Source organism: Mesorhizobium sp. (assembly GCF_024509055.1).
Classification (GTDB): domain Bacteria; phylum Pseudomonadota; class Alphaproteobacteria; order Rhizobiales; family Rhizobiaceae; genus Mesorhizobium.
Genome location: NZ_JANINM010000478.1, coordinates 1 through 12,587 on the forward strand (window position 1 = coordinate 1; position 12,587 = coordinate 12,587).

13 protein-coding genes are annotated in these 12,587 nt (G+C 63.5%); 4 read left to right on the forward strand and 9 right to left on the reverse strand.

Annotated elements, in window-relative coordinates:
* A partial coding sequence (locus tag Q0L57_RS27705; protein ID WP_296746263.1) for an aspartate aminotransferase family protein occupies positions 1 to 1,053 on the reverse strand: 1,053 nt, incomplete at its 3' end.
* A 356-nt stretch (positions 1,054 to 1,409) separates the two neighbouring features.
* Between Q0L57_RS27705 and Q0L57_RS27710 the strand changes: the two genes are divergently transcribed.
* The gene (locus Q0L57_RS27710) at positions 1,410 to 1,928 is read left to right on the forward strand and encodes a GcrA family cell cycle regulator (protein ID WP_296746264.1); all 519 of its coding nucleotides are present in this window, start codon (positions 1,410 to 1,412) and stop codon (positions 1,926 to 1,928) included.
* Positions 1,929 to 2,032: 104 nt separating this feature from the next.
* Here Q0L57_RS27710 and phoU read toward each other — a convergent pair whose 3' ends face one another.
* Positions 2,033 to 2,755 carry a phosphate signaling complex protein PhoU gene (phoU, locus tag Q0L57_RS27715; protein WP_296746265.1) on the reverse strand — a complete coding sequence of 241 codons (723 nt, stop codon included), beginning with the start codon at positions 2,753 to 2,755 and terminating at the stop codon, positions 2,033 to 2,035.
* Between the two features lie 108 nt (positions 2,756 to 2,863).
* Positions 2,864 to 4,126 (reverse strand): ATP-binding protein, encoded by a 1,263-nt coding sequence (locus tag Q0L57_RS27720; protein WP_296746266.1) that lies wholly within the window; start codon positions 4,124 to 4,126, stop codon positions 2,864 to 2,866.
* Positions 4,127 to 4,307: 181 nt separating this feature from the next.
* Between Q0L57_RS27720 and ppk2 the strand changes: the two genes are divergently transcribed.
* Positions 4,308 to 5,213 carry a polyphosphate kinase 2 gene (gene ppk2 / locus Q0L57_RS27725; protein ID WP_296746267.1) on the forward strand — a complete coding sequence of 302 codons (906 nt, stop codon included), beginning with the start codon at positions 4,308 to 4,310 and terminating at the stop codon, positions 5,211 to 5,213.
* An 84-nt stretch (positions 5,214 to 5,297) separates the two neighbouring features.
* Here the strand turns inward: ppk2 and Q0L57_RS27730 are convergent, their stop codons facing one another.
* The 3 genes from Q0L57_RS27730 to Q0L57_RS27740 all read right to left on the reverse strand — a co-directional run bounded on the left by Q0L57_RS27730 (position 5,298) and on the right by Q0L57_RS27740 (position 7,715).
* On the reverse strand, positions 5,298 to 6,047 hold the full coding sequence (locus Q0L57_RS27730) for an enoyl-CoA hydratase-related protein (protein WP_296746268.1): 750 nt from the start codon (positions 6,045 to 6,047) through the stop codon (positions 5,298 to 5,300).
* Positions 6,048 to 6,061: 14 nt separating this feature from the next.
* Positions 6,062 to 6,700, reverse strand: coding sequence for an acyl-homoserine-lactone synthase (locus Q0L57_RS27735; protein WP_296746269.1), 639 nt, complete (start codon positions 6,698 to 6,700; stop codon positions 6,062 to 6,064).
* 283 nt (positions 6,701 to 6,983) lie between these two features.
* Positions 6,984 to 7,715, reverse strand: a complete 732-nt coding sequence (locus Q0L57_RS27740) for a LuxR family transcriptional regulator (RefSeq protein WP_366940954.1) — start codon at positions 7,713 to 7,715, stop codon at positions 6,984 to 6,986.
* Between the two features lie 230 nt (positions 7,716 to 7,945).
* Here Q0L57_RS27740 and Q0L57_RS27745 point away from each other — a divergent pair, with 230 nt between their 5' ends.
* Entirely contained in the window at positions 7,946 to 8,818 is an 873-nt protein-coding gene (locus Q0L57_RS27745) for a transporter substrate-binding domain-containing protein (RefSeq protein ID WP_296746271.1), read from the forward strand.
* A gap of 23 nt (positions 8,819 to 8,841) precedes the next feature.
* Here Q0L57_RS27745 and Q0L57_RS27750 read toward each other — a convergent pair whose 3' ends face one another.
* Positions 8,842 to 9,255, reverse strand: a complete 414-nt coding sequence (locus Q0L57_RS27750) for a tellurite resistance TerB family protein (RefSeq protein ID WP_296746272.1) — start codon at positions 9,253 to 9,255, stop codon at positions 8,842 to 8,844.
* Between the two features lie 154 nt (positions 9,256 to 9,409).
* Between Q0L57_RS27750 and Q0L57_RS27755 the strand changes: the two genes are divergently transcribed.
* Positions 9,410 to 11,059, forward strand: a complete 1,650-nt coding sequence (locus tag Q0L57_RS27755) for a lysine--tRNA ligase (RefSeq protein ID WP_296746273.1) — start codon at positions 9,410 to 9,412, stop codon at positions 11,057 to 11,059.
* Here Q0L57_RS27755 and Q0L57_RS27760 read toward each other — a convergent pair.
* Positions 11,022 to 11,891 carry a thermonuclease family protein gene (locus tag Q0L57_RS27760; RefSeq protein ID WP_296746274.1) on the reverse strand — a complete coding sequence of 290 codons (870 nt, stop codon included), beginning with the start codon at positions 11,889 to 11,891 and terminating at the stop codon, positions 11,022 to 11,024. The two genes, Q0L57_RS27755 and Q0L57_RS27760, sit on opposite strands and share 38 nt — an antisense overlap.
* A gap of 10 nt (positions 11,892 to 11,901) precedes the next feature.
* On the reverse strand, positions 11,902 to 12,540 hold the full coding sequence (locus Q0L57_RS27765; protein ID WP_296746275.1) for a helix-turn-helix transcriptional regulator: 639 nt from the start codon (positions 12,538 to 12,540) through the stop codon (positions 11,902 to 11,904).
* Positions 12,541 to 12,587 lie beyond the last annotated feature (47 nt).

Sequence of the window (12,587 nt, forward strand, 5' to 3'; positions counted from 1 at the left end):
ATGCTGGTCGCGCAGCGCCATGTTCACCTTGGTGTTGGGCATGGCGCATTTCAGGCCAAGCATCAGGCCTGTTCCCCTGATGCCTTCGATGACGTCCGGGAACTCGTCGGCGACACCGGCCAGACCCTGCTTCAGCAGCAGCGCCTTGCGCTGCACATCCTCCAGGAAGCCCTCGGCCAGCACGACGTCGAGCACGGCGTTGCCGACCGCCATCGCCAGCGGGTTGCCGCCGAAGGTGGTGCCGTGGACGCCGGCGGTCATGCCGGTCGCCGCCTCGTCGGTGGCAAGGCAGGCGCCCAGCGGGATGCCGCCGCCGATGCCCTTGGCGATCGCCATCAGGTCCGGGGTGACGCCAGCCCATTCATGGGCGAAGAGCTTGCCGGTGCGGCCGATGCCGCACTGGACTTCGTCGAAGATCAAAAGCAGGCCGTGCTGGTCGCAGAGCTGGCGCAGGCGCTTCAGCGACTGCGTCGGCACCGGGCGGATGCCGCCCTCGCCCTGCACCGGCTCGATCAGGATCGCCGCGGTCTCCGGCGTGATCGCCTTCTCGGCGGCGTCGATGTCGTCGAACGCGACCTGATCGAAACCCTCGACCTTGGGACCGAAGCCTTCGAGATATTTGTACTGGCCGCCGGCGGCGATCGTGGCAAGCGTGCGACCGTGGAATGCACCCTCGAAAGTGATGATGCGGAAGCGCTCGGGATGACCCTTGACGAACTGGTAGCGCCGCGCCGTCTTGATGGCGCATTCCAGTGCCTCCGCGCCGGAATTGGTGAAGAACACCTTGTCCGCGAAAGTGGCGTCGACCAGCCGTTCGCCCAGCCGGCGCTGCTCAGGTATCTCGTAGAGATTGGAGACATGCCACAGCTTGGCAGCCTGCGCGGTCAGCGCCGCGACCAGATGCGGATGGCTGTGGCCGAGCGAGTTGACCGCGATGCCGCCGGCAAAGTCCAGATATCGCTCGCCCTTGTCGGTGACCAGCCAAGTCCCCTCCCCGTGATCGAAAGCCAGGGGTGCGCGAGCAAAGGTCTCGTAAAGCGCCGAACCGGTCATTATATGCGTCTCCGGAACCGGAAATCAAAAAAGCCGCCAATGCGGCGGCCTTTGCGGCTTATCATGTTTTTCGGCCATGAAGTCAACGAAAACGTCGCGCAGAAGCGCGCGGCAAGCCTCCAGCGACACGCCGGCCCATGAGTGGTCAGGCAAGTTGGGGAAAACCGAAAAAACCGAATCGTGTTGCCTTGGGGACTCTTGTCACCGAGTCAGCGCTTAAGGTAATTGTAGTTGAGAAATAACTAGATTTCGTGCGGCGGATCTAATCACCCGGTAGATGTGGTGTCGTTTGCTCGGCGAGAGCCGGGTCGGGAACGGATTCTGACTGCCGTACGCCTCAGCAGGAGCGCGGTCTCATGAACTGGACTGACGAGCGGGTCGAACTTCTCAGGAAGCTGTGGTCGGAGGGTCTGAGCGCAAGCCAGATTGCCGCTCAGCTTGGCGGAGTGAGCCGCAACGCCGTCATCGGCAAGGTGCATCGCCTGAAATTGTCGGGTCGCGGTCGCGCGACCGCAGCCCCGGCGCGCCAGAAGAAGGCGGTGCAGGGAGCTTCCATACAGAAATCGGTGGCCCGCGCCGCAAGCACCACGCGCCATGTTACAGCCACCATCGGCGCGACCGCGTTGCAGGTGCAGTTCGACGCAGAGCCGGTGGCTCGCCACTACATCCGCCCGGTCGAGAATGTCGTCGTGCCGATTTCGCGCCACCTGCAACTCGTAGAGCTGACCGAGCGCACCTGCAAATGGCCGAATGGCGATCCGCTGTCGGAGGATTTCAACTTCTGCGGCAACGACGCCGCCGAAACCGGACCTTATTGCAAGTACCACTCCCGCGTCGCGTTCCAACCGGCGGCGGAGCGGCGGCGGGTAAAGTAATTAAGGAATAGGCGCGTAGGGCAGTAGGCAGTAGGCAGTAGGGTGAAGAATGCGCCTTTCAGGCGCCGTGCCTGGTGCCTCGCTCCCTATTCCATTCTTTTCAATTACTTCGCCGGCACAATCCCCGGCGCTACCACCTGGTCAGTCTTGTCGCCTTTCGGCCGCTCGGCCGGCATCTGGTCGCCGGTGACGATGTAATAGATGGTTTCGGCGATGTTGGTCGCGTGGTCGCCGATGCGCTCGATGTTCTTGGCGCAGAACAGAAGATGCGTGCAGGGCGCGATGTTGCGCGGATCTTCCATCATGTAAGTCAAAAGCTCGCGAAACAGCGAGGTGTACATGGCGTCGATCTGGTCGTCACGGTCACGCACGAAGCCGATCCTGTCGACCGATCGCGAGGCATAGACGTCGAGCACCTCCTTGAGCTGCGTCAGGGCCAGATTGGCCAACGCCTCAAGGCCGCGGAACAAGCTGTTCGGCTGCCGGCCGTCGACCGAGGCGACGCGCTTGGCGACATTCTTGCCGAGGTCGCCGACGCGCTCGATATCGGCCGAGATGCGGATGGCGCCGACGATCTCGCGCAGGTCCGTCGCCATCGGCTGGCGCTTGGCGATGATGACGATCGCCTTGTCGTCGATCTCGCGCTGGCCCTCGTCGAGCACCACATCGTCCTGGATCACCTTCTGCGCCAGGCCTTGGTCGGCATTGACAAGCGCCGCGACCGCCTGCTCGACCATGCGCTCGGCATGGCCACCCATCGCGGCGATGCGCTTCGACAGGAATTTCAGTTCTTCATCATAGGCACTGATCGTATGGACGGACTGCATGGAGATGCCTTCCCGGTTTCTACCTGCTTGTTCGTTCCCTCAATCTGCCGCTGATACGCGAGCCGGATGACAGAAAGAAGAAAAACGCGGTTGGCAACCTATACAGAATCAGCGAGCCGGCAAATTAACCGTGAACGCCGCGCCCTTGCCGACTTCCGACCTGATCGACAGCCTCGCGTTATGACGTGTCAATATATGCTTGACGATCGAAAGGCCAAGGCCGGTGCCTTTCTGCGTGCGGCTGTTCTCGACATCGACGCGGTAGAAACGCTCGGTGATGCGAGGGATATGCTCCTCCGCAATGCCGGGCCCATAGTCCCTTATGGTGACATCGATGCCCGGCTGCTGGCCGGCCTCGCCGCGAGCGATGGACACTGTGACGTGCCCGCCGGACTGGCCGTATTTGCAGGCGTTTTCCAGGAGATTCTCGAAGACCTGGAAGAGCTCGTCGCGATCGCCCGGCACGGAAAGCGGCCCATCGGGATAGTCGCGCTCAATGACGACACCATTCTCGCTGGCCAGCGGCGCCAGCGAGTCGATGACGCTGTCGATGGTCTGGCGCAGATCGACCTCGGTACCCGGCTTCAGGTAGGGCTTCATCTCCAGCCGCGATAGCGAGAGCAGGTCGTCGATCAGGCGCGCCATGCGCCCGGTCTGGTTCTGCATGATCTGGAGGAACTGGTCGCGCGCCGCCGGGTCGTTGCGCGCCGGGCCCCGCAACGTCTCGATGAAGCCTGCGATAGAGGCGAGCGGGGTGCGCAACTCGTGGCTGGCATTGGCGATGAAATCGGCGCGCATGCGGTCGATACGGCGCGTCTCGCTCTGGTCCTTGAACACCAGCACGTAAAGATCGGTCGCGTGACCGACCGAGGATGCGCTCACCCGGTATGTCCGCTCCACCGGCAGTTTCTCTGTGTAATCCACGGCATCGGCGGCGACCTCTCCGGAAAGAATGCCGTCCAGCAAGGCCTGCATTTCCGGCGCCCGGAACTTGAGCGACAGCGACATGCCCGGCGCCAGCCCGCCGAAAGCCGCGAAGGCGGCGGCATTGGCGTGGACGATGGTGGCGGTGCGATCGAAAATGATCAGCGGGTCGGCGACCGCGGCGGCGAGATATTCGCCGGAGAGCCGCTGGAGCCCGCTTGCCTCAATCGCTGTCGCAGGGCCTGCTGGTTGGCGTTCGACATCGACGGGCAGCATCGCCGCCGCAATCAGCACGGCCAGCGCCAGCACCAGAACATAGACCGACATGCCGGCGAAACCATAGACCGCGAGGACCGCGACGGTCCCGGCGGCGAGCACCCAGCGGCTGCGCCATAGCCTGGCCGTGAAGGCCTGCTTCGTGCTCCGTTCCGCGCTCGTCTCCACCATAGGTCTGCGTTACCCCCGCATTCCACTTTGCCGGACACCAGGCTTCCACTGCCGGGCCCGGCGCATCGCTCTCGAAAATCAGGATCGATTTTCCGAGATGTTCATGCGCAAAATCAACATGCTACAGCGTCCTTGCGTCGCTCCCATAGCACGAGTCCGCAAACTGGAAAGGTTCGTCCGGATGAAAAAGGCCAAGGAAAAGGCTGAAGCGGCGCCCGCCGCGGCGCCGATCAAGATCACGATCGGCGGCAAGGAACGCGAGTTCGATATCGACAATCCGGTGCTTCCGGACTGGATAGAGGCGAACAAGCTGACAGCCGGCGGCTATCCGTACGACAAGAAGATGAAGAGCGAGGACTACGAGAAGGAGCTGATGCGACTGCAGATCGAGCTGGTCAAGGCGCAGGCGTGGCTGCAGGCGACGGGCAAGCGGGTGATGGCGCTGTTCGAGGGGCGCGACGCGGCCGGCAAGGGCGGCACGATCTTCGTGCTGCGGCAGTACATGAACCCGCGAACCGCACGCAACGTGGCGCTGACGAAACCGACGGCGCCGGAACTCGGGCAATGGTACTACCAACGCTATGTCGACCACTTCCCGACATCCGGCGAATTCGTCACCTTCGACCGCTCCTGGTACAACCGCGCCGGCGTCGAGCCGGTCATGGGCTTCTGCACACCGGAGCAGCATGAGAAGTTCCTCGACGAGACACCGCATTTCGAGCGCATGATCTGCAACGAAGGCATCCACTTCTTCAAATTCTGGCTGAACATCGGCCGCGAGACGCAGCTCGAACGGTTCCACGACCGCCGCTGGTCAGCGCTGAAGAACTGGAAGTTCTCGCCGATCGACATCGCCGGCATCAACAAATGGGAAGACTACACCAAGGCCCGAGACCTCATGATCGAACGCACGCACAAGGAGTTCGCGCCTTGGATCATCGTGCGCTCCAACGACAAGCGCCGCGCCCGGCTCGCGGTCATGCAACGCATCCTCCTGTCGCTGCCTTATGACGGGCGCGATCTCGACGCCATCGGCAAGGAGGACAAGAAGATCATCGGCGAAGGGCCTTCGTTCTTCGAAAAATAGCGCCGGCAGGCTCGCCGACAACCGCTCCAGACGTTACAGCGCCGCGCATCCTTGCGGATCGCGGCGCTGAGTTTCGTGGCGAGCTCAGGCGGCCAGGCGTGCGATCCGCTGCAGCCGCTTCAACGTGGTGTCGTCCTGAAGCGCCTGCTGGAACAGCGTGATCTCATGGTCAATGCGGTCGCAGAGCACGTCCGTATCGCCCTTGAGCAGACTGCGTGTCTGCAACAACGCTGCCACTGGCTTCTTGGCGAGTTGCCTGGCCCGCGCCAGCGCCGCCTCCTCGGCACTGCCTTCGGAAATGACCTCGCCGACCAGTCCGAGCGCCTTGGCGTCCTCGACCCCCAGCGTCTCGCCCAGGCAGAAGAAGCGGAAGGCGCCGGCATAGCCGAGTTTCTGAGGAGCCAGGATGCTCGTCGCCGCATCCGGCACCAGGCCGAAATCGACGAAGGGCACCCGGAAGGTGCTTCCCCTGGAGGCTATCACCATGTCGCAGTGGAACAGGATGGTGCAGCCGACGCCGACGGCATCGCCATCGACGCTGGCAAGGACGGGCTTGGGGAAGGTCGCCAGCATGCGGAACATGTCGGTGACGGCTGCGATCAGTTGCTGGTGCTTGGTGGCGTCGAGAAACTCCGAGAAGTCGCCGCCAAGGCAGAAGCAACCCGCAAGCCCGCGCAGCACGACGACGCGGACTTCGTCGTTGACCGCGGCTTCGTGGAACGTATGCGCCAGACTGGCATAGGCGTGCCTGTCAAGCACCGGGCGGCCGTCATGCGAGGACACGGTGACAACCAGCGTATGGCCGATCAGCTCGGGTTCGGGATGGAAGCTCATATCGACCTCCACCGTCACGAAGCCTGCTTCAGGCCGAGCTGACCGGGATAGCCCCTGTTCAGCACCGGCAGGAAGTGGTTGCGGCGCTGGCGCACTACATCCAGCGTATGCTCGGTGAAGGTCAGCAGCGTCGCCACGACCTGCTGGTTGCCATAGGTACGCTGATAGCCGAGCGGCGTCGCCAGGAAGTGCAGCTGCAACGCCCGCAGCACCCACATCGGTTCGAACTCGATGATGACCTGGTTGACATCGCGCTTCAGGCCCCATTCGACGAAGCCGGCGATCAGCTCGGTGCCGACCGTCGAGACGCCGCGCTTGCCGTCGCGAAAACCCGGGGCGACCGCGTAGCGGGTAAGCTCCCAGACGTTCTTTCCCGTCGGCGACGGACCTTCGCAGAGATCGTAGAGCACATCGGTCAGCAGGTGGGGCCGCGTGGTCGGCAGCATGCGCTGGTAGCCGGCGAGCTCACCGTTGCGGATGACAAGATGGTGCTCGGCCTCGTCATGGTCGAACTGATCGATCTCGAGGCCGTCCTGGCGGTCGAGATCGGTCCATCCCATCTCCTGGACGAAGATCCTGTGGCGCAGACGGTGGACCGCCTCCCAAAGGTCGGGGCGTTCCATCAATTCCTGAGTGGTAAGGGAAAATAGCATTAGCCGTCTCCTGGGCTTAAGAGGAAGATACGGCCGGGCTTTCCCGAAAATATTACGCGAACGCGTAGGCAAGAATTTCTAGGCCGGCGCGGCCGACCTGGCTAATATAGCCGCGCCTAATCGCCTCGGCGACAGCTTGCACCCTGTCGGCGGCACTGAGTTTGCTTTGGCGTTAAGAAAGCATTAGCCGTCTGCTATAGTTTAAGAAGATAGAGACGGCCGGGATTTTGAGACAACAATACGCGAACGTGCACACAAGAATTTCTAGGCCGGCGCGCCCGACCTAGCTAATATAGCCGCGCCTAATCGCCTCGGCGACCGCCTGCACACGGTTGGCGGCACCCAGTTTGCTTTTGGCGTTGAGAAGGTGTTTCTCGGAGGTATGCTCCGAGATGCCGAGTATCTGGGAAATCTCCCACTCGGACTTGCCGACGGCCGCCCATTGCAGGCATTCGCGCTCACGCGGCGTCAATTCTATGTGATCGATGGTCCTGCCGGCCATCGTATGCAGCTGCATGGCGCGACCGATGGCGTAGGTGGACACCAGCGAGACCATGCCGAATTCCGCTTCCGAGAGTTCGACGGACTCGCCGCCCAGCGAAACCATGACGATCTGCCCATCGAGCGTGACCAGCGGAAAGGCGAGGCCGTCGCGCAATTTGAACTCGCGCGCGTCGCCCATCACCTCGTCGCTGCTCTTGTCGATGATGATGCTTTCGGACGCCTCTCGCCACTGGAAGGGCGCCTGCAACTGCTTCATATGGCCGACGACCGGATCGTGGTCGACGTAATTGCGCGCCACGTAGCGCTCCAGCCATTCACCCGGCCAATCGCAGAGAAGCACATGCTCCTTCTGCTGGCCGCGCGGCGTGCCAGGATGCGGCACCGTACCGGCCATCAGCGCGGTCAGCCCGAAATTCGAGGTGACGCCGAGCAGCTTCTCGCACACCGCGGCAGCGGTGCCGGCATGCTGCAGCTGGTCTATATATTCCAAAGTCCGATCAAAGTGACCCATCGCAACATCTACCCCATGTTGCTTCTGCTTTTTGTTGCCGACTGTAGATGCTCGAAGCGCCGTTCGCCATCAACCCCGGATTGCAAGTTCCCCTGTGACGCCGGCAATCTCCCCCGAGCCCGGCATTCGCGTGGCGGCTTGCAACAACGCTAAAGCATACGCCTAATTTGAACAGTTGAAATCAAAAACAATTGTGCCTGCGCCGATTTCGTACGAAAAGCCGAAGAGACATGACAGGGCGGAGCCTTATTGTGACAATCCGGTGGATAAGGTTGGCCCTGATTTCGGCGCTGATCGCGGCATCGTCGCTCGTCAGGCCGACTCAAGCCGCCGAGCCGCAGGTGCCGGTGTTCTGGGACACCAAGGAGCGCCTGCCCAAGCCCGACCTCTCCGCGCTGCCGAGATTGCGGTTCCTGACCACCACGGACTTTCCGCCTTTCAATTTCATGGACGGCTCGGGCCGGCTGTCCGGTTTCCATATCGACCTGGCGCGGGCGATCTGCGCGGAACTCGGCATCGTCGACAAATGCCAGATCCAGGCGCTGCCGTGGAACGAACTCGACGACGCGCTGCAGAAAGGTGAAGGCGAAGCGATCATCGCGGGCATCGCGGCGACCCCTGAAAGCCGCGAGAAATATGCCTTCTCGCGCTCCTACCTGCAGTTCCCGGCGCGCTTCATCATGCCTAAGGCCAAGGCTTTCGCAGAGCCGATCCTCGACAAGCTGCGCAGCAAGCGGGTCGGCGTCATCGGCGGCTCGGCGCATGAAAAGATGCTGCGCGACTATTTCAGCACCGTGCAGGTCGTGCCTTTCGACAAGCCGGAAGACCTCTATGCGGACCTGAAGGCCGGCAAGATCGATGCCGCCTTCGGCGACGGCATGCGTTTTTCCTTCTGGCTGGGCGGCTCGGACGCGGCTGGCTGCTGCCGCTTCGCCGGCGGCCCGTACCTGGCGCCGGAATATCTGGGCTCGGGCATGGCGATCGCCACCAGGGCGGGCGATCCGGCGCTGGCGGCGGCTTTCGACTATGCGTTGCAGGAGATCTCGATCAAGGGCACCTTCGCCGAGTTCTACCTGCGGTATTTCCCTGTCAGCTTCTTCTGATTCGACCCTCGCTCTGACCAATCTCAGGTCAGCGTACGCAGTCGGGCCTTGGCTGCACGGGCAATCGCCGCGACGGTGAGCGTGTCGAGATCGAGCTTGAGCCGGATAAGCTGCAGCACCCGCACCTCCTCCATGCGCATCTCGAGATCGACGGCGGCGACTTCGAAGGCGGCGGCATAGGCGGTGTCACGGAGCCGCTCCGGCAGCGCCTCAGCGGCACGCGCGAGAACGCCCTCCAAACCCTCTTTGTCATTCAGCGCCTTCTGGCATGCCTGGGCCACGGCAATCAGCCTGTCGCTCTTGAAATCCAAGAAGACCGGCCAGGAGCGGACGACGTCGCCGATGCGCGCCAGCTCGACGTCGGTCATGTCGCGGTCGGAAGCCGAGGTGATGACCATGAGATAGATCAGGGCTTCGTGCGGCGTCAGCGAAGGCATTCAGAACTCCTTGATGATGGTGCCCGAAAGTAGGAACGCCGTTAGGGCGCCGCAAGGAAAACCGCCGCAAATCGTTGACGCTCCGGCCCGTCGCGCCTAGAGACGCTGAAAATCTTACCTGCCGCGATAGCCGGCCCATGACTGGAACTTTGACATGACGGGATCAAACATCATCGATCTCAATCCCGAGATGCTGGCGGCCGCGGCCGAAAGCAAAGCCTGGCCGTTCGAGGAAGCCAAGAAGATCATCGCGCGCTACAAGGGCAAGGACTTTCCCGAAACTGTCCTGTTCGAGACCGGCTACGGCCCCTCCGGCCTGCCGCATATCGGCACTTTCGGCGAGGTGGCGCGCACGACCATGGTGCGGCACGCCTTCCGCGTGCTGACGCAAGACAAGGTCAAGACCAAGCTTCTGTGCTTCTCCGACGACATGGACGGCATGCGCAAGATCCCGGACAACGTGCCGGACCGCGCCGCGCTCGAGCCCTATATGCACAGGCCGCTCACGGCGGTGCCGAATCCTTTCGGCGGCGACTATGCTAGCTTTGCCGACCACAACAACGCGATGCTCTGCCGCTTCCTCGACACGTTCGGCTTCGACTACGAGTTTGCCAGCGCGACGCAATACTACAAGTCCGGCCGCTTCGACGAAGTGCTGCTGCGCGCCGCCGAGCGCTGTGACGAGATCATGGCGGTGATGCTGCCGACACTGGGGCCGGAGCGCCAGGCGACCTACAGCCCGTTCCTGCCGATCTCGCCAAGGAGCGGGCGCGTGCTCTATGTGCCGATGATAAATGTCGACGCCAAGGCCGGCACCGTCACTTTCGACGACGAAGGAACCGAGACGACCCTGCCGGTGACGGGCGGCAAGGTGAAGCTGCAGTGGAAGCCCGATTTCGGCATGCGATGGGCAGCGCTCGGCGTCGATTTCGAGATGTTCGGCAAGGATCACCAGACCAATGCCGTGATATACGACCGCATCTGCAACATCCTCGGCGGACGCGCGCCGGAGCACTTCGTCTACGAGCTGTTCCTCGACGAGGAAGGCCAGAAGATCTCGAAGTCGAAGGGCAACGGACTCACCATCGACGAATGGCTGACCTACGCGCCGACCGAGAGCCTCGGCCTCTATATGTACCAGCGGCCACGGCAGGCCAAGAAGCTCTATTTCGACGTCATCCCGAAGGCGGTCGACGAGTATTACGCCTTCCTTGGCGCCTATCCGCGACAGGACTGGAAGGAGCGGCTCGGCAACCCGGTCTGGCACATGCATGACGGCCACCCGCCGGCCATCGATCTGCCTGTGCCCTTCGCGCTGCTGCTCAACCTGGTGAGCGCTTCCAACGCGCAGAACAAGGACGTGCTGTGGGGCTTCATCTCGCGGCATGCGCCGGGCGTGACGCCGGCGACGCATCCGGAACTCGACCGGCTGACCGGCTATGCGATCCGCTACTTCGACGACTTCGTGAAGCCGACCAAGGTCTATCGCGCCGCCGACGATGTGGAGCGCGAGGCGCTGGCGAAGCTTTCCGAGGCACTGGGTACGCTGCCGCATGGCGCCGACAGCGAGGCGATCCAGAATGCCGCGCTCAACGTCGCGCGCCGGATCGAGCGCTACCAGGACCATTCCAAGCAGAGCCCGGAAGGAGGGCCAGGCGTTTCCGTCGCCTTCTTCCAGATGATCTACCAGGTGCTGATCGGGCAGGAACGCGGGCCTCGCTTTGGCTCCTTCGCCGCGCTCTACGGCATCGCCGAGACGCGTTCGCTCATTGAGCGGGCGCTTGCTGGTCAGTTGGCGGCGTAACGGCGCCGTCTTCCGCGGGCAGGATCGTTTCCGGCGCGTTCGGCACCGGCCCTGTCGCGGCCGGCAGGGCCGGCAGGCCGCCAAGATCGGGGGCGGCGCCGAAGATGCCTTTCCTGGCGGCGCGCGCCTTGTCGCCCGCCTCGACATAGGGGCCGCCCTGCGCGGCGCGGGCCCAGCCATTCTCCACCAGCCACTCGCCGACATCCTTGTTGCCGACCCAGCACTTTGTGGAAGCGGCATCGTGCCCTTGAGAAGGGACGGCGCAGACGACGGTGCGTCCGCGCAGGAAGGCGCGGAATGCGGTCCGGGCACGCGTTCCGCAAGCCCATGACTTCCCCGCGTCGCTGCAGGTCTCGTCGTCCTTGACGACGTCAATGCCCGAGACCGTGACGGAATAGTCCTTGGCCTGGATGACGCCGGCGGCGGAGGCGACAGGCTGGACCAGCTTGGTGCCGTCCTGGCCGTCCGGCATCTTCGATTTGCGCGGCTTGGGCGGACCGGCCAGCGCTATGTCGCTCAGCGGCGCGCGCGGCTCGACCCTCTCCAGTTCTTCATCAGGCGTGCCTGGCGGGGCCACGACGTCAGGGTCGATCGCCCTTGAGTGCAGGACAGGCTTCGGCGGTTGCGGAGCGTCAGGTGCGGTGATTGCCGAGGTGGCCGGCTCCTCCGGCGCCGCATCCGAGCCCGACTGCTGCATCGTGTCGGCGCCTGGATCGATCCGGTCGACGGTGACGACGCTTTCACCGCCCTTGAGCGCGCGGCCGCCGGCGACGACAAGCGCCACCATGAGCGGGATCGCCAGGGCCGTCAGGACGATATGAAGGAACCGCACCAGCCGGGACCTACTGGCTGGCCCAGACGATGCGCGCCACCCACTCCACATCTCCCAGCGCAATATCGCGGTCGGGGTGGGAGGGATTGAGCGAGACAAGTACGATCGACTTCGCGGTCCGCCGGTCGAGCACCTTGGCCATCACCTCGCCAGCCGTCGTCTTGACCACGACGCGGTCCCCGTTGCGGACCGGCGAGCCAGGCTCGACGATCAGCACGTCGCCATTGCGGTAGAGCGGCAGCATGGAATCGCCCTGGACCTTCAGCGCGTAGGACGCCTCTTCCGCGCGCGCCGGAAGCTCGACCAGGTCCCAGCCCTGACCCGCCGGATAGCCGGCGTCGTCAAAGAAGCCGCCGGCGCCCGCCTGGGCGAAACCCAGCAACGGCACGGCCCTGCGCGGCTGAGCGGAAGCGCCAATGCGGCCTTCGACCAGCCCGGTGAACTCTTCCAGCGAGGCGCCTGTCGCTTCGATGATCTTGGCCAGGGATTCGGTCGATGGCCAGCGCGGCCGTCCGTCGGAGGAAAGGCGCTTCGACTTGTTGAAGGCGGTCGAATCGAGGCCGGCGCGCCTGGCGAGGCCGGAAGCCGAGAGCGAATAACGTTCGGCCAGAGCGTCGATGGCGGCCCATACGCGGTCGTGCGAGAGCAAATCCGCTCTCCTTCGGAACAGGAAAAAATGCCTCAACGTGTCTAGCG

Coding starts and splice junctions, on each gene's coding strand:
- Q0L57_RS27745 (WP_296746271.1), top strand. CDS start 7,946: ATGACAGGGCGGAGCCTTATTGTGACAATCCGGTGGATAAGGTTGGCC.
- phoU (WP_296746265.1), bottom strand. CDS start 2,755: ATGCAGTCCGTCCATACGATCAGTGCCTATGATGAAGAACTGAAATTC.
- Q0L57_RS27720 (WP_296746266.1), bottom strand. CDS start 4,126: ATGGTGGAGACGAGCGCGGAACGGAGCACGAAGCAGGCCTTCACGGCC.
- Q0L57_RS27755 (WP_296746273.1), top strand. CDS start 9,410: ATGACGGGATCAAACATCATCGATCTCAATCCCGAGATGCTGGCGGCC.
- Q0L57_RS27735 (WP_296746269.1), bottom strand. CDS start 6,700: ATGCTATTTTCCCTTACCACTCAGGAATTGATGGAACGCCCCGACCTT.
- Q0L57_RS27750 (WP_296746272.1), bottom strand. CDS start 9,255: ATGCCTTCGCTGACGCCGCACGAAGCCCTGATCTATCTCATGGTCATC.
- Q0L57_RS27740 (WP_366940954.1), bottom strand. CDS start 7,715: ATGGGTCACTTTGATCGGACTTTGGAATATATAGACCAGCTGCAGCAT.
- ppk2 (WP_296746267.1), top strand. CDS start 4,308: ATGAAAAAGGCCAAGGAAAAGGCTGAAGCGGCGCCCGCCGCGGCGCCG.
- Q0L57_RS27730 (WP_296746268.1), bottom strand. CDS start 6,047: ATGAGCTTCCATCCCGAACCCGAGCTGATCGGCCATACGCTGGTTGTC.
- Q0L57_RS27710 (WP_296746264.1), top strand. CDS start 1,410: ATGAACTGGACTGACGAGCGGGTCGAACTTCTCAGGAAGCTGTGGTCG.